Origin of the sequence: Halotalea alkalilenta (assembly GCF_001648175.1) — a bacterium.
Lineage (GTDB): Bacteria > Pseudomonadota > Gammaproteobacteria > Pseudomonadales > Halomonadaceae > Halotalea > Halotalea alkalilenta_A.
The window spans coordinates 1715526-1731474 of the sequence record NZ_CP015243.1 but is presented as its reverse complement, the minus strand read 5'-3'; the positions used below and the strand labels follow the sequence as shown (position 1 = coordinate 1731474).

Sequence of the window (15949 nt, the reverse complement as noted above, 5' to 3'; positions counted from 1 at the left end):
CTCGTGGTGAGGAGCGAGGAACGAGCGTCTCGAACCACGCCTCGCCGCCTGCACTCCAGCGGCTGCCACCGCGGCGCGCAAACGGCTATCATCGGGGGATGAAGACGCAAGCAACGCCAAGGAAGCCATGCCCAGCTCCAAGTTCCTGCCCGTAACGGTTGCCTTTTTCGCCTTCCTCGGCGGTACCAGCTATCTGTTCAGCTCGCGCAGCAACGGCGGACTCGACGACGCCTTGTCGGTCGCAATGGCCTATCTGCCGACCTACGGTGCGGCTCTGGGGGTGGCCCTGGTGTGCGCTTACCTCGGCAGCCTCCTACGCAAACGCGCCAATCGCGACAAAGCGTTCGCCAACATCGCGCTGGTGGTCTTCCTCGCCGTCGCGATGCTGCTGATCCTCAAGGGCGACGAGGTCAAGCAGCAGGGCCGCGTGCTGCTCGACCAGGGCATCCAGCGCGTGATCGGGCTGCTTTCCGGTGAGCCCTCCACCGCGCCCAGCACCTCGCGCCCAGCACCTGCGGCCCCGACCGCGAGCGAGCGCCCCGCGCCGCCGCCCGCGAGCCGGCCGGCGCCCTCCCCGCCCGCTCCTTCCTCGTCAGCGCCGCCATCGCGGCCGGCGGCGTCGGGCGGCACCGATTTCACCCGTTGGGCCGCGGATCTCAACCGCCAGCTGCCAAGGCGGGCCGACGACTACTCGCGACTGACCCACGCTGAGTACGTCGCGGCCAACAAGACGATGAAACTCGAGTACTCGGTCGACAACTTCGATGCGATGGAAGTCGATGAGGATGAGTTCGTCGCCGGCATGACCGGCAACATCAGAAGCGAATACTGCAAGGGCGCCTTCTTCCGCGAGATGCGCACCCAGGGCGTCGGCATCCGAGTCAGCTATCGCTATGGCCAGGGTGGGGTGATCGGCGAGCCGATCTGGGCCAGCGCGAAGAGCTGCTGAGCCGCTAGGCGGGCAGGTCGCGAGCCGCGGGCAGGCCGTACTCGGGCAGCCCTTCGGCGGCGAGTACCGCTCGGGCGATGGCGTGGGCGACCAGGGTGGCGGCGACGCTGCCGAGCGCGGTGAGCTCTCGCGCGCTGACTTCACCGCTCCCCGGTGGCGCGGTGGAGAGCGCGAACAGGGTATCGCCGTCGAACGGGGTGTGGATCGGAGAAATCGCCCGCGCATAGCCGTCCTGGGCCATCTGGGCAAGACGTCCGGCCTGCCCACGACTGAGCGGTGCATCGGTCGCCACCACGCCGATGGTGGTGTTCCCGCCGGGTACGCCGCCGTTGGGCGCCACGCCGAACATCGCCGCCTGGCTGTCGCGCAGACCGTGGAGATCACGGGCGCCGGCGATCAGCCGGTTGTCGCGTGGATCGCGCACGTCGCCCACCGCGTTGACCGCAACCGCCACACCCAGCGTCCAGCCCTGCTCGGCGAAGCGCCAGCTCGAACCACCGAAGCCCCCTTTCATCGCCCACTGCGCGCCGAACAGCTTGCCCACCGTCGCCCCTGCGCCAGCGCCCAGGTTGCCCTCGGGCAACGCCTCGGGTCCCGCCGCCTCGCAGGCACGCCAGCCGGCCTCGATGTCCGGGCGTAGCGAGAAATCACCCACCCCCAGGTCCATCAATACCGCACCGCATACGATCGGTACCCGGCCGAGCATCCCCGCGTCGCTGCCGATCGGGAAGCCGATGCCTCGGCTCTCGAGCCAGCGCATCACCCCGCCTGCGCTGTCGAGCCCATAGGCACTGCCACCGCTGAGCACCACCGCATGGATGCGCTCGACCAGATTGGCCGGATCGAGCAGCGCCGTCTCGCGACTGCCAGGCGCGCCTCCGCGTACGTCGACCGCCGCCACCGCACCCTGCTCGCAGAGCACCACGGTACAGCCGGTGGGGCGTCCGCTGAGGGTGTGATGGCCGGCCTCGATCCCCGGTACGTCGGTGATCGAGCCCGGGATCAGCCCGTGCGCCACTGCGCGGTTCATGAGCGGTCCGCCTCAGCAAGGCCAGGGCGACGCTGGCGGAAGCCGCCGGCCGCACGCTCGAAGGCGTGGGCGACCTGGAGCACTGCAAGATCGGCGCGCGGCGGGCCGATGATCGAGATCCCCATCGGCAGGCCGCGAGCGTCGAAGCCCGCCGGTACGCTGATCGCCGGCAGCCCGGCGAGGCTCGGACCGATCACCACCTCCATCCAGCGGTGATAGGTATCCATCGCCCGCCCGCCGACCGACTTCGGCCAGTGTTCGCGCTTGTCGAACGGGAACACCTGGGCGCTCGGCAGCAGCAGGAAATCGTAGCGCTCGAACGCCTTGCACATCGTCCGGTACCAGTGGGTCCTGACCACCCCGGCGCGATGGACGTCGAGGGCGCTGAGCGCGAGCCCACCCTCGATCTCCCAGCGCAGCTCAGGCTTCATCCGCTCGCGCCTGGCCGGGTCGGCATAGCCGCCGGCGTGGGTGCCGGCGACCGAGAAGTTGCGCAGCGTGCACCACGCCGACCACAGCCGATCGAGGTCGAACTCGAGCTTGGCCGGCTCGACGCCGCCGCCGAGGCTTTCGAGCGCAGCGAAGGTGCCCTCGCAGAGCGCGAGCACCCCCGGCTCGGTGGCGAGATGGCCTTGGAAGTCGCCAAGCCAGCCAAAGCGCGGCGCAGTGGGAGACGCCAAGGGCGAAGCGAACTCCGTGCCGTCGCCCGCCAGCGACAGCGGCGCGCGGGCGTCGAACCCGGCCTGTACCGCGAGCAGCCGGGCGACATCGGCGACGCTCCTGCCCATCGGGCCTTCGGTACCGAGCTGGGAGTAGAAGCCGTCGGGCGAGTGAGCGGCGGGCACGCGGCCCTGGGAGGGACGAAAGCCGACCACCCCGTTGAACGCGGCAGGGTTGCGCAGCGAGCCCATCATGTCGCTGCCGTCGGCCACCGGCACCAGTTCGAGCGCCAGCGCCGCGGCCGCGCCGCCGCTCGAACCGCCGGCGGTGCGCTCGGGGTCGAAGGCGCAGCCGGTGGCGCCGAACAGCGGATTGTAGGTCTGCGAGCCCAGCCCGAACTCGGGTACGTTGGTCTTGCCGATCACGATCGCCCCGCTCGCCTTCATCCGCTCGACGACGACCGCATCCTGATCGGGGATGAAATCCTTGAACAGCGGCGAGCCGAAGGTGGTGCGAATCCCGCGGGTCAAGGCAAGATCCTTCACCGCCAGCGGAAAGCCGTGCATCCAGCCGCGGTCCTGGCCGGCGGCGAGCTCGCGGTCGCGCTCGCGGGCCTGGTCGAGCAGCGCATCGAAGGGCTCGAGCGAGACGATCGCATCGACCTTGGGATTGAGCCGCTCGATTCGTGCCAGATGAGCGCTCATCACCTCCTCGCACGAGACCTCGCGGGCGTGGATCTGCCGCGACAGCGCTCGCGCGTCGAGTTCGGTCAGGCTCATGGCGCGAGCCGCCGCTCGACCAGGCGGGCGAACAGGCTGGCGCCGAGCGGCAGGATCTCGTCGCCCAGCGTGAAGCCCGGGTTGTGCACCGGCACGTCGCCGCTATGGCCGACCCAGCAATAGGCACCGGGTACCGAGGCGAGCATGTCGGCGAAGTCCTCGCTGCCCATCAACGGCTTGACCGCGGTCAGCACGTTTTGCTCTCCAACCAGCTCGCGAGCGGCCTCCTCGATCGCCTTGGTCGGCCCCTCGGCGTTCTCCAGCACGCTGAACACATCGCGGATGTCGAGCTCGATCTCGACTTCGAAGCTCGCCGCGATCCCCGCGACGATGGTGCGCATCCGCGAGCGGATCAGCTCGCGCGCCTGTTGGGAGAACACCCGCACGGTACCGGCGAGCGTCGCGGTCTGGGGGATCACGTTGTAGGCCGAGCCTGCGTGCACCTGGGTGATCGACAGCACCGCGGGATCGAGCGGGTCGACGTTGCGGCTGACTACTCCCTGCAGCGCCTGGATCAAGGCGCCAGCGATCACCACCGGGTCGCGGGAGAAGTGCGGTGCGGCGCCGTGGCTGCCGCGGCCGTGGATCAGGATATCGAAGAAGTCGGCCCCCGCCATCGCCGGGCCCGCGAACACCGCGATCTGCCCCGGGGCGTGCTGGGGAGAGTTGTGCATGGCGTAGATCTCATCGACCGGGAAGCGTTCGAACAGCCCCTCCTTGATCATCCGCCGCGCACCGCCCAGCCCCTCCTCGGCGGGCTGGAAGATCAGCACCGCCCGGCCGGCGAAGTTGCGGGTCTCGGCCAGGTAGCGCGCCGCGCCGAGCAGCATGGTGGTGTGGCCGTCGTGGCCGCAGCCGTGAAAGCGCCCGGGGATGGTCGAAGAGAACTCGAGGCCGGTCGCCTCGTCCATCGGCAGCGCGTCCATGTCGGCGCGAAGGCCCACCCGCCCGCCGCCGCCGAGGCGGCCGTGGATCACCCCGACCACCCCGGTACCGGCGATGCCCTCGTGCACCTCGTCGACGCCGTACTCACGCAGCAGACCAGCGACGATCGAGGCGGTACGGGTCTCCTCGAAGCCGATCTCGGGATGGGCGTGGAGGTCGTGGCGAATCGCGCAAAGTTCCTCGAAGTACTCGTCGATCCGGGCGATGTTGCTCATTCGTTGGCTCCTTGGCTGGTGCTAGGTTTGCGATAGTAGCGGAGGTACGGCTCACTCGTTCTTTTCGATGTTCCAGAACACCGGCACCGGTGAAGGAATCATGTTGGCGAGGGTGTTGCGCCGCGCCTGCGGCAGCCCGAACTCACCGAGTGGAATGTAGAGCACCTGCTCCATGGCATGCTGCTGGAAGCGCAAGGCCGCTTCACGCTGGGCCTCGGCGGTCTCGGCACGGATGTACGCCATCTTGATCTCCTCGGCCACCGGATCGTCCGGCCAGCCGAAGAAGGCGGTATCGCCCCGGCCGCTCAACATGCTCGATACCAGCGGGGTGTTGATCTCGGGCACGATCCAGGTCGAGAAGAACATGTTCCAGCCGCCCTGCGCAGGGGGCGCCATGCTGACCCGGCGGGAGATCAGCGTCTGCCAGTCCATCGACTGCACTTCGACGTTGAAGCCCACTTGCCGCAGCGCCTGGGCGGCGACGATCGGCTGGGTACTGAGACTGACCACGTCGGTCGCGTGGAGGATCACCACCGGCGTGCCGTCGTACCCCGCCTCTTCGAGCAGCGCCCGCGCCCGCTCCTGGTCGCCGCCCGAGAGCAGGGTCTCTGCGCCGGTCTGGTCCTCGAGCGCAGTGCCGCAGCCGAAGATCGCGCCGCACAGGGTGTAGTAGCGCGGATCGCCGACCTGGGCGGAAAGGATGGCCTGCTGGTCCATCGCCAGCAGCGCCGCCTGGCGCAGCCTGACGTCGTCGAAGGGCGGATGCTTGAAGTTCATCCGGCCGAAGTTCTGGTAGCCAAGATCGCTGCGCACCTCGACTGTGACCTCATCCTCCGACTCGAGCATCGGCACCAGATCGACCGGGACCTGCTCAAGGTAGTCGATCTCGCCTGCCGCCAGCGCATTCACCGAGGTCAGCGCATCCGGCATGGTGACCCAGACCACCTTGTCGACGTTGACCACCTTGCCTCCCGCCATCCAGCTCGCCGGCTCCTCACGCGGCACGTAATCCTCGAACTTCTCGTAGGCGACGCTGACACCGGGCTGGAACTCGCTTTCGATGAAGCGGAACGGACCTGAGCCGATATGCTCGCTGATCGCGGTCTCCGACGCGGTCAAGGCGATTCGCTCGGGCATGATGAACGGCGGCAGACCCGACTGCTTGGCCAGGGTATCGAGCAGCGCCGGGAACGGCTCCCGCAGCTGCCATACCAGGGTCTTGTCGTCGACCGCCTCGAGCGACGAGGTGAAGTCCATCAGGATCTGGCCGCCGCCATCGCGCTGGCCCCAGCGTTTGAGACTCGCCACCGCGTCGGCTGCGCGAACCGGCGCGCCGTCGTGGAACTTGAGGCCGTCGCGCAGGGTGAAGGTGTAGACCAGCCCGTCGTCGGAGGTCGTCCAGCTCGCCATCTGCGGGCGGGGAGTGAACTCCTCGTCCGCCGCGACCAGCACGTCGTAGATCATGTAGGAGTGATTGCGGGTGATATGGGCGGTGGACATCACCGGGTCGAGCACCCGCAGCGGCGAGTGCATCACCGCGGTGATGGTGGTCTGGGCGAGCGCGGCGGACGTGGACGCGACACTCGCGAGCAGTGCGACCGCCGCGCAGCGACCCAAGCGGTGGAAACAGCGTATAGCCTTCATCGTGATCGACCTCTGCCTTGGTTTGATTGTTATTGGTATATAGCTGCGTCTACGCCGCAGCCCGGCGTTCATCTCACAACGGTTCGATCCGCGCCTTGCCGCTCGACCGAGCGGCGATGGCTCACCCCTGGCCGCCGGGGCCTTCTGCCGCCACCGGTTCGGTTTTGCACCACTGGGCGATGAACAGCGCCATCGCCTTGGTGATCTCCTTGAGCGAATCGAGGTCGACCGCTTCGTCGTAGCCATGGACGTTCTTCGCCACCGGCCCGTAGCAGAGCGCCGGAATCCGGTCGTAGAGCGCGTAGACCCGGGCATCGAGATAGGCCGGAGAGACCATGGTCTCGAGCTCCCTGCCGAACACCGCACGGTGGGCGCGGGCGAGCACCGCCTCGGCCTGCGATCCGGGCTCGAGTACGTATCCCTCGGCGTAGAAGCCATTGAAGGTCAGCTCCGGTGGAAACTCGGACAGCAGCGGGTCGCTCGCCGCGAAGGCGGCGATGCAGTCGCTGATCTGCTTGGCGGCGGAGTCGGCATCCACGCCAGGATAGAGCGAGATCCTGCAGTCGACCCGGCACCAGCACGGCACCGACGAGGCCCAGTCCCCGCCTTCGATCTTGCCGATGTTGAGGTTGATCGGATGCGCAAGCTCAGCGAACAGCGGATGGTCGACCTTGCGCTCGTTCCACTGCTGCTCGAGCTCACGCAGCGCACCGATCAGACGATAGGCTCCGTCGATCGCGTTGCCGCCTTCGCCCATGGTGTGCACATGCACCGGCAGGCCGCGCACCATGACCTGGAACCACAGCACGCCGACGTTGGCGCGCACCAGTTGCTCCCCCTCGGGCTCGGGCACCAGCGCCGCGTCGGCGCGGTAGCCGCGCAGGTGCGCCATCAATGCGCCGTTGCCGGTGGACTCTTCCTCGACCACCGACTGGATATGGACTCTCGCCGCCGGCTGCAGGCCGATCCTGCGCAGCGCGTCGAGGGCGAACAGATTGGCCGCGCAACCGGCCTTCATGTCTCCCGCGCCGCGTCCGTACATCCACTGCCCATCGATCTCGCCGGCGAAGGGGTCGCGCTCCCAGCAGCTCTGCGGCCCGGTCGGTACGACGTCGACGTGCCCCTGCAGGATCAGCGAACGCCCCCGCTCTTCGCGGGGGTGATGGGTGCCGACGACGATCGGTGCGCTGGAATGGGTATCCGACCATTTCGAACCGCCGGGATGGCGCTCGATCAGCTCCCGGTCCATGCCGAAGCTCTCCACCTCGTAGCCGCGCTGTTGCAGCGCTTGGTGGAAGAACGCCTGCAGCTCGGACTCGTCGCCTCGCAACGAGCGGAACTCCACCATCCGGCGAGTGAACGCCAGCTGTTCGGCGAAACCGGCTTCCACCGAGTCGATCAGCGCGCGCTCAAGCTCTGCGGAAATCTCTATGTCGCTATTCATGCCGTGCTCCATGCCCTTCTCCATGCGAGGGAAATGACCGGCTCACTCGAGCCGCATCAGCAGTGCCGCCATCAGCCGGGCCCGCTCGACCAGACTCGACACCTCGATATGCTCGTTCAGCGTATGCAGGCCATTGCCGCGCACGCCGAGCGAATCCAGCGTGGGAATGCCCAGTGCGCCGGTGAAGTTGCCGTCGGAGCCGCCCGGGCTGCTCTGGCCGGACAACTCGAAACCGAGCTCGGCGGCGATCTCCTTGGCCAGTTCGAACATCGCCATGGTACCGGGCTGGTTGGGCTCCCAGACCGGACGAGTGACACCACGGACGATGGAGAAATCGTCATCGGCCAGCGCCATCATCCGAGCCACGCCGCGATCGAGGTCCTGCTGGGTCTTGGCCATGCTCAGCGCCTCGCCGCGACAGGCGGAAGCCACGCAGTTGGCCCACTGCCCGCCGTGGACCACGCCGACGCTGAAAGTGCAGTCGTCGGTGCTCATCGCTTCGATCTCGAGGATCTTGCGCGCCATCACCGCGATCGCCGAGCGCCCTTCCGACAGTCTCGCCCCGGCATGGCTCGGGCGCCCTTTGCTCGCCAGGTCGAACCGTGCGATCGCGTAGCGGCCGATCGTCGCCGCACCGCCAGGATGGGCCGGCTCGGGCACCAGCACGTAGCGATGCTTGCGCGCCTCGTTCTCGATCAGCGCGCGGGTCGAGGGCGTGCCGAGCTCCTCGTCGGGAGTGAACAGCACGGTCACCGGCAAAGGCGTCTCGAGGCCGGCGCGCAGGAGCTGGCGCAGCGCCTCGAGGCTTACGTAGTTACCGCCCTTCATGTCCATGATGCCGGGGCCGTAGCACAGCTCGCCCTCGCGCCTGAACGGCAGCACCTCGAGCGTACCGAGCGGGTGCACGGTATCCATGTGCCCCGCGATCAGGATCCCCGGCTTGCCGAAGTCGCGATGGGGAAATCTCGCCCGAACCGAGCCACCGTATCCCGCTCGGCCCGGGATGCGCTCCACCGTGGCGCCCGCGGCGGCGAGATCGAAGGCGGCGAGGTCCATCATCCGGTCGACCGCCGCCGGATCGAGACTCGGGCTTTCACATTCGATCCAGGTCTTGAGCCCTGCCAGCATCTCATCGACGTCGAAGGGTAGATCGTGGGTATGCATGCCATTTCCCTAGGGAATGAAACCAAGTGGAAAAACCGGGAGGAAGAAACCGGCCCAGCACGCTGGGCTCCGGGCTTGGCCTCGGACTTCGCACGAAAAGTCGACGGGCGGTGACTGGACAGGGCAGAAATCAGCGAAACGACGAAGCGCGCGTGGGGTGAATGAGCGCTGCGATCGGATTCGCGCACGAGCTGATTTTCAACGCCATGTAGTCGGGCACGGATGGCCTTCGTACCAAGCCCACTGCCGGCACTACGTCATCGGGCCGCGCCTTGGCGCGGCCCGATGATCATCCAGCGATCGGTTGCAACGGTGCACGGGCGGCGAAGTCCCAATGCCGTCCCGGGGCCGCCTCCATCAGCGCGCGGGTGTACTCGGCCTGGGGGTTGGCCAGTACCGCCGCCGCCGGACCGTACTCCACCAGCTTGCCTCGCTGCATCACCAGCACCTCGTCGCAGATCTGCGCCGCCACCCTGAGATCGTGGGTGATGAACAGCACCGCGATCCCGAGGCGCTGCTGGATCTCATCGATCAGCCCCAGCACCTGCGCCTGCACCGAGACGTCGAGCGCCGATACCGCCTCGTCGGCGACGATCACCTCGGGCTCCATCATCAGCGCACGTGCGATCGCGATACGCTGACGCTGGCCTCCGGAGAACTGGTGCGGGTAGCGATCGATCGCATCCGCCGGCAGGCCCACCAGTTCGAGCAGCTCGCGCCCGCGCGCCCACGCCTGCTTGCGCGGCGTGCCGTAGTTCATCGGCCCCTCGACCAGGCTGTCGCCGACGGTGCGGCGCGGGTTGAGCGAGCGATTGGGGTCCTGGAAGATCATCTGGATCCGCTTGCGGTGCGGCTTGAGCATCGAGCGCGAGAGTTCGGAGATTTCCTTGCCATCGACCCGGATCGCGCCGCCGCTCGGCGTCTCGAGGCGCATCACGCAGCGCGCGAGCGTCGACTTGCCCGAGCCCGACTCCCCGACGATGCCGAGCGTGCGCCCGCGCTTGAGCCGGAAGCTGACATCGTCCACCGCGCGCGTGCCCTCGCTCGACTTGCCCAGCCAGCGCATCAGTCCGCGGCCGCCTTCGAACACCTTCTCCAGCGCCTGGACTTCGAGCACGGTCTTCTGGCTCGCCTCGATGCGCGGCGCACGCGGGGTGAGGCTAGGCACCGCGTCGAGCAGGGTCTGGGTATAGGTCTCGCGAGGCGCACCGAGCACCTGGGCGACCTCGCCGCTCTCGACCACCTCGCCTTTGTTCATCACGCAGACCCGGTCCGCGATGTCGACCACCACGCCCATGTCGTGGGTGATGAACAGCACCGCGGTGCCGTGCTTCTGCTGCAGCTCCTTGATCAAGGAGAGGATCTGCTTTTGCGTGGTGACGTCGAGCGCGGTGGTCGGCTCGTCGGCGATCAACAGCCGAGGCTCGAGCACCAGCGCCATCGCGATCATGATCCGCTGGCGCTGGCCGCCCGAGAGCTGGTGCGGGAAGCTCGAATAGATGCGCTCGATCTCCGGCAGATGGACCTGGGAGAAGGCGTCGAGCACCTTGGCCTTGCGCTCACGCGACGACAGCCGGGTGTGGGTCTCGAGCACTTCATCGAGCTGGCGACCAACGCTGAGCACCGGGTTCAGCGCGGTCATCGGCTCCTGGAAGATCATCGCCATGCGGCTGGCCCGCAGCGCCTTGAGCCGCGAAGGGGTGGCCTCGAGCAGGTTCTCGCCGTCGAGCAGGATGCGCCCTGCTCGCGCCACCAGCGCACCGCGCGGCAGCAGTCCCATGGTGGCGAGCGAGGTCACCGACTTGCCCGAGCCTGACTCGCCGACCAGGCAAAGGGTCTCACCGGGGCGGATCGAGAACGACACGCCGCGAAGGATCGGCGCCGGATGCTTGCCGCCAGTCTCGACCACCAGCCCCTCGACCTCGAGCACCTTCTCCGCGGCCGGGTCGGCAGAATCGCGTTCGGACGTCACTGTGGCGGTACTCATCAGGCGTTCCTCCGTTTCATCTTCGGATCCAGCGCGTCACGAGCGCTGTCGCCGAGCAGGTTGATCGACAGGATGCAGGCGGAGAGCAAAAGCCCTGCCCAGAAGATCAGCGAGGGTTTGATCTGGAAGTAGATCCGGCCCTCCGACATGATGTTGCCCCACGAGGGGATCTCGGTGCCGATCCCGGCGCCGAGGAACGAGAGGATCGCCTCGGTGAGGATCGCCGAGGCGCAGATGTAGGTGCCCTGGACGATCAGCGGCGCGATCGTGCTCGGCATCAGATGGCGGATCATCAGCTTGAGCGTCGGGGTGCCCATCAGCACCGCAGCCTCGACGAACGGCTCCTCGCGGGCCGAGAGCACCCGCGAGCGCACCAGCCTCACCACCTGCGGGATCTCCGGCACCATGATCGCCAGCATCACCGTCCATAGGTTGGCGCTGGTCAGCGAGACGATCGCGATCGCGAGCAGGATCCCGGGAATCGCCATCAGGCCGTCCATGATCCGCATCAGGATCGCATCGATGGCGCGGAAGTAGCCGGCGAGCAGGCCCAGCGGCAGGCCGATCGCGACGCTCAGTATCGCCACCCCGACACCGACGATCAGCGACACCTGGGCACCATAGAGGATGCGTGAGTAGAGATCGCGTCCATAGGCGTCGGTGCCGAGCCAGAAGCTCTCGCTCATGCCCTGGAGGCGGTTGGCCGGCGACAGCGCCAGCGGATCGTGGTTGGCGAGCCAGGGCGCGAGCAGCGCGATCGCGACGATCAGCGCAAGCACCACCGCGGCGATCAGCGTCACCGCCTTGGGCCGGGTGGCGAACAGCCGGGAGAGCAGGCGGCTGGCGCCGCGACCTTCGGGCATGGCGTCGCCTCCCGTCCGGGATGGGTTCAGGGTCTGCATGTTCATCAGTAGCGGATCCTCGGATCGGTGGCGGCGTAGGAGAGATCGATCAGCAGATTGATCACCACGTAGAGCCCGGAGGTGAGCAGGATCAGCCCCTGGATCACCGGATAGTCGCGGGCCAGCACCGCATCGACGATCAGCCGGCCGAGGCCGGGGATGTTGAACACGCTCTCGGTGACCACTACGCCCGAGACCATCAGCGCGAAGCCGGTGCCGATCACGGTGAGGATCGGCACAGCGGCGTTGCGCAGCGCATGGCGAAACAGCACCGCGCGCTCGCCCAGCCCCTTGGCCCGTGCGGTGCGGATGTAGTCCTCATCGAGCACTTCGAGCATGCTGGCGCGGGTCATCCGGCTGATCAACGCGATGTAGATCGACGACAGGGTCAGCGCCGGCAGCACGATGCGGCTGGCGAACGGACCGACACCATCGAACAGGCTGCGAAAGCCCTGGACCGGGAACCAGCGCAGCTCGATGGCGAACAGCTGGATCAGCAGATAGCCGATCACGAACACCGGCACCGAGAAGCCGACCACCGAGGCGGACATCACGAAGTTGTCGATGAAGCTGCCGTGACGCCACGCAGCGATCACACCAAGCGGTACCGAGATCAGCACGGTGAACAGGATCGACACCAGCGCAAGGCTCAGAGTCGGCTCGAGGCGCTGGTGGATCATCGTCAGCACGGGGGTCTGGGAGATCAACGAGGTGCCGAAGTCACCGCGCAGCAGCTCGCCGAGCCAGACGAAGAACTGGATGTAGAGCGGCTCATCGAGGCCCAGGGCGGCACGGATACGGGCAAGCTGCTCGGGAGTGGCCATGTCGCCGGCGATGATCGCCGCCGGGTCGCCCGGCGAGAGCCTGAGCAGCAGGAAGACGAACAGCGCGACCACCAGCATCACTGGAATCGCCGCGATGACGCGACGCACGAAATAGCTGAGCATGACGCCTCCTTTGGTTGTGGTTGTAAAGGGCGGTTTAGGTTGACTCCCGGGCACCCGCTCGAGGATGCCCGGGACAGCTTAACAATGGAGCGAGGCCTGTCGCATACCTGTTCGTAGCAGTGCCTTGCCTTGTGGTTATGACCGGCCGCCAATCGCGCTCCAGCGGCTCAATCCTGGCGCTTGCTCACGCCCCAGAACTCCGGCACCGGCGCGGGCCGAATACCTTCGAGCTCGCTGCGCCAGGCGCTCACCACCCGGTACTGGCCAAGCGGCACGTAGCTTACGTAGTCCATCGCGTGGGCCTGGATCCGGCTCGCCACCTCGCGCTGGGTGGCTTCGTCGGTCGCCGCGGCGAACTCGGCGCGAAGGCGATCGATCTCTTCGTCCTCGGGCCAGCCGAACCACGCCTTGGCTGGGCCACCGCCGTTGAGCATCGGGTTGTTGATCGGGTTCCATACTTCCTGGACGATCCAGTTGGTGAAGAACATGTTCCAGCCGCCCTGCGCCACCGGTCCCTGGTTGACCCGGCGGGCAACGATGGACTGCCAGTCCATCGGCATCAGCTGGACATTGAACCCGGCCTTGCGCAGCTGTTCGGCCGCCACCACGGGCGGTGCGACCAGTATCGGCACATCGGTGGCCTGGAGGATCGCCACCGGCGTGCCGTCGTACCCCGCTTGCTCGAGCATCTGCCTGGCCCTGGCGGGATCACCGCCGTCGACCAGGCTCTGGCCGCCGGTTTCATCTGCAAGCGGCGTGCCGCATCCGAACACCGACCCACAGGTCTCGTAGTATTCAGGGTTGCCAACCATCGCGGCGAGCACGTCGCTCTGGCCGAGCGCAGTGAGCGCGGCGCGGCGTATGTTGACGTCGTCGAACGGCGGCTGGAGGAAATTCATCCTCCCCATGCTCTGGTAGCCGAGCTCGTTGAGCACTTGCGTGTGGATCTCGTCGTTGCCCTCGAGCAGCGGCAGCAGGTCGATCGGTACCTGTTCGAAGAAGTCGATGTCGCCCGATTGCAGCGCATTCATCGCGGTCTGGGCGTCGGGCATGGCGACGAACTCGACCCGATCGACCTCGACCTGCTTGCCACCGGCGGTGCCATTGAGTGGCTCGGAGCGCGGCACGTAGTCGGCGAACTTTTCATAAACCGCCTGGACGCCAGGCTGGAACTCATCGGCGACGAACTTGAACGGCCCGGAGCCGATCGCCTCGCTGATGGTCTGGTCGGCCGGGGTCCGCGCGATCCGCTCCGGCATCATGAACGCCGGTACCCCGGAGGGCTTGGCCAAGAGCTCGAGCACGTAGCCGAACGGCTTGGAGAGGCTCAACGTGATGGTCTTGTCGTCGCTGGCCTCGAGCTCAGCGACGTTGTCCATCAGCATCTGGCCGCCCGCGTCGCGCGCCGCCCAGCGCTGGATCGAGGCGACGCAGTCGGCGGCGGTGACCGGCGCGCCGTCGTGCCATTTCAGCCCATCACGCAGGGTGAACGTATAGGTCATCCCGTCGTCGGACACCGTCCAGTCCGCCATCTGCGGGCGCGGCTGGTGCTCCAGGTCCATGCCGAGCAGGGTGTCGTAGACCATGTAGCCGTGGTTGCGGGTGATGTGCGCGGTGGTGGCGATCGGATCGAGCATCCGCAGCGGCGAGTCCATCACCCCACGGATGGTGGTGGCCGCCTCGGCGACGAGCGGCGAGGCGAGGGTGCCGAGGCCGAGCGCTGCAGCGACGGCCAGCTGGCGGGAATGGCGCAGAACGCCGGGATACATGATGGTCATGGGCGGCCTTTCATGAGGGTGACTATTTGGGGGCGGTCGTGGCATCGACGGATGCCGCGATCAGCCGGGTAGCGTTGGGCTGCGACGCTCTACCTCGCCGAACAGCTCGAAAGCGCGGCCGAGACCGAGCACCTCGCGGTCGAAGAAGCGCGGACCGACGATCTGCAATCCGATCGGCATGCCATCGCGGCTCCAGCCGGCGTTGAGCGAGAGCGCTGGCTGCTCGCCCATGTTCCACGGCAAGGTATAGGCGATGTGCTCGAACGGACGCTGGGGATCGTCGAGCGGCGAGTGGGCGCTGGCTGCGAACGACACCACCGGGGTGGTCGGCGAGAGCAGCGCATCGACCCGATCGAACACCGCCTCGGTGACCGCGCGCATCATCATGGTCTGCTCGAACCCCCGCACCGCGGTGACACCGTCGATCTCGCCGCCACGCCGGGCCCAGTCGAGGATGTAGGGCATCACCTCCTCGCGCTTGTCCGCCGGCAGCCGCTCGAGCTGGCTCCACTGGCGGGCGCGCCAGAAGTCGTCGAGGCCGTCGAGCATCTCGCGGGTGAGCACCGGTTCGAGCGGCACCAATATGGCGCCGGCGGCCTCGAAACACTTGGCCGCGCGCTCGACCACGGTCGCGATCTCGTCGTCGAGCGGCTGGCCGCAGCCGGAGGAGATCATCACGCCGATCCGCATCCCCGCCACCGAGGTGGGCAGGTTCGACCAGTCGATCCGCGCCGGGGGCAGGCGCATCGCATCCCGTCGATCGTCCTGGGCCAGCGCCGCCATCATCAGCGCGGCGTCCTCGACGCTGCGGGTCATCGGCCCGGCGCAGCGACCGACATAGTAAGGATCGATCGGAATCCGTCCAAGACTCGGCTTGAAGCCGACGACCCCGCACCAGGCCGCCGGCAGGCGTACCGAGCCACCGATGTCGGTGCCGACGTGCAGTGGACCGAACCCCGCCGCCGCCGCCGCTCCGGCGCCGGAGCTCGAGCCGCCGGTGTTGCAATCGAGGTTCCAGGGGTTGCGCGTGGTGCCGTGGAAGCTCGAAAGCCCCGAGGAGAGCATGCCGAAATCCGGGCAGGTGGTCTTGGCCAGCATCAGCGCACCAGCTTCGCGCATCCGCGCCGCCGGCGGTGCTTCATGCTGCATCGGGACCAGCTCGGTGGTCGAGGTGCCAAGCGGAATTGGCAGCCCAGGCGTACTGATCAGCTCCTTGAGCGTCACCGGTACCCCGTCGAGCGGGCCGATCGGCTCGCCCCTCGCCCAGCGCTGGCTGGAGGCAGCGGCGGCGGCGCGCAGCGGCTCGGGATCGTAGCCGTAGAGCGCATTGATCCGCGGCTCCCAGCGAGCGATCTGGGCTTCGATCTCAGCCAGATACTCGCTCGGTGACAGTTCGCGATGACGGAACAGTTCGAGCACCTGGGTCGCGTCGAGTTGATGGCATGGCAACATCGGGTTTCACCTCCCATCGAGGCATCGTTGTGATTGTCGTAATACGGCCATGC

General features: G+C 67.5%; 12 protein-coding genes. 1 reads left to right on the top strand and 11 read right to left on the bottom strand.

The window, feature by feature from the left end; translation table 11 throughout:
• Nucleotides 1-127: 127 nt before the first annotated feature.
• A complete protein-coding gene (locus A5892_RS07600; RefSeq protein WP_064122292.1) occupies nt 128-949 on the top strand; it encodes a hypothetical protein in 822 nt (273 codons plus the stop codon).
• Between the two features lie 4 nt (nt 950-953).
• Here A5892_RS07600 and A5892_RS07595 read toward each other — a convergent pair whose 3' ends face one another.
• The 11 genes from A5892_RS07595 to A5892_RS07545 all read right to left on the bottom strand — a co-directional run bounded on the left by A5892_RS07595 (nt 954) and on the right by A5892_RS07545 (nt 15896).
• Nucleotides 954-1979 (bottom strand): P1 family peptidase, encoded by a 1026-nt coding sequence (locus A5892_RS07595; protein WP_064122291.1) that lies wholly within the window; start codon nt 1977-1979, stop codon nt 954-956.
• Nucleotides 1976-3418: an amidase gene (locus A5892_RS07590; protein WP_064122290.1), complete on the bottom strand. Its 1443-nt coding sequence runs from the start codon at nt 3416-3418 to the stop codon at nt 1976-1978. The genes A5892_RS07595 and A5892_RS07590 overlap by 4 nt, the downstream gene beginning before the upstream one ends.
• Nucleotides 3415-4578, bottom strand: a complete 1164-nt coding sequence (locus A5892_RS07585) for a M20 aminoacylase family protein (protein ID WP_064122289.1) — start codon at nt 4576-4578, stop codon at nt 3415-3417. Before A5892_RS07585 ends, A5892_RS07590 begins: the two co-directional genes overlap by 4 nt.
• 51 nt (nt 4579-4629) lie before the next feature.
• Nucleotides 4630-6222 (bottom strand): ABC transporter substrate-binding protein, encoded by a 1593-nt coding sequence (locus tag A5892_RS07580; protein ID WP_064122288.1) that lies wholly within the window; start codon nt 6220-6222, stop codon nt 4630-4632.
• Nucleotides 6223-6343: 121 nt separating this feature from the next.
• Nucleotides 6344-7666 (bottom strand): ArgE/DapE family deacylase, encoded by a 1323-nt coding sequence (locus A5892_RS07575; protein ID WP_064124367.1) that lies wholly within the window; start codon nt 7664-7666, stop codon nt 6344-6346.
• A gap of 42 nt (nt 7667-7708) precedes the next feature.
• On the bottom strand, nt 7709-8830 hold the full coding sequence (locus tag A5892_RS07570) for a M20/M25/M40 family metallo-hydrolase (protein WP_064122287.1): 1122 nt from the start codon (nt 8828-8830) through the stop codon (nt 7709-7711).
• 289 nt (nt 8831-9119) lie between these two features.
• Nucleotides 9120-10817 (bottom strand): ABC transporter ATP-binding protein, encoded by a 1698-nt coding sequence (locus A5892_RS07565; protein ID WP_064122286.1) that lies wholly within the window; start codon nt 10815-10817, stop codon nt 9120-9122.
• On the bottom strand, nt 10817-11680 hold the full coding sequence (locus tag A5892_RS07560) for an ABC transporter permease (protein WP_223302821.1): 864 nt from the start codon (nt 11678-11680) through the stop codon (nt 10817-10819). The genes A5892_RS07565 and A5892_RS07560 overlap by 1 nt, the downstream gene beginning before the upstream one ends.
• A gap of 44 nt (nt 11681-11724) precedes the next feature.
• Nucleotides 11725-12666, bottom strand: a complete 942-nt coding sequence (locus tag A5892_RS07555; protein ID WP_064122285.1) for an ABC transporter permease — start codon at nt 12664-12666, stop codon at nt 11725-11727.
• A 167-nt stretch (nt 12667-12833) separates the two neighbouring features.
• Nucleotides 12834-14444, bottom strand: a complete 1611-nt coding sequence (locus tag A5892_RS07550) for an ABC transporter substrate-binding protein (RefSeq protein ID WP_223302820.1) — start codon at nt 14442-14444, stop codon at nt 12834-12836.
• 60 nt (nt 14445-14504) lie between these two features.
• Entirely contained in the window at nt 14505-15896 is a 1392-nt protein-coding gene (locus A5892_RS07545; protein WP_064122284.1) for an amidase, read from the bottom strand.
• Nucleotides 15897-15949: the final 53 nt, after the last annotated feature.

Bases quoted from the DNA above. Each gene is read 5' to 3' on its own strand.
- A5892_RS07545 (WP_064122284.1), bottom strand. From the start codon at position 15,896: ATGTTGCCATGCCATCAACTCGACGCGACCCAGGTGCTCGAACTGTTC.
- A5892_RS07555 (WP_064122285.1), bottom strand. From the start codon at position 12,666: ATGCTCAGCTATTTCGTGCGTCGCGTCATCGCGGCGATTCCAGTGATG.
- A5892_RS07595 (WP_064122291.1), bottom strand. From the start codon at position 1,979: ATGAACCGCGCAGTGGCGCACGGGCTGATCCCGGGCTCGATCACCGAC.
- A5892_RS07580 (WP_064122288.1), bottom strand. From the start codon at position 6,222: ATGAAGGCTATACGCTGTTTCCACCGCTTGGGTCGCTGCGCGGCGGTC.
- A5892_RS07550 (WP_223302820.1), bottom strand. From the start codon at position 14,444: ATGACCATCATGTATCCCGGCGTTCTGCGCCATTCCCGCCAGCTGGCC.
- A5892_RS07560 (WP_223302821.1), bottom strand. From the start codon at position 11,680: ATGCCCGAAGGTCGCGGCGCCAGCCGCCTGCTCTCCCGGCTGTTCGCC.
- A5892_RS07570 (WP_064122287.1), bottom strand. From the start codon at position 8,830: ATGCATACCCACGATCTACCCTTCGACGTCGATGAGATGCTGGCAGGG.
- A5892_RS07585 (WP_064122289.1), bottom strand. From the start codon at position 4,578: ATGAGCAACATCGCCCGGATCGACGAGTACTTCGAGGAACTTTGCGCG.
- A5892_RS07575 (WP_064124367.1), bottom strand. From the start codon at position 7,666: ATGAATAGCGACATAGAGATTTCCGCAGAGCTTGAGCGCGCGCTGATC.
- A5892_RS07565 (WP_064122286.1), bottom strand. From the start codon at position 10,817: ATGAGTACCGCCACAGTGACGTCCGAACGCGATTCTGCCGACCCGGCC.
- A5892_RS07600 (WP_064122292.1), top strand. From the start codon at position 128: ATGCCCAGCTCCAAGTTCCTGCCCGTAACGGTTGCCTTTTTCGCCTTC.
- A5892_RS07590 (WP_064122290.1), bottom strand. From the start codon at position 3,418: ATGAGCCTGACCGAACTCGACGCGCGAGCGCTGTCGCGGCAGATCCAC.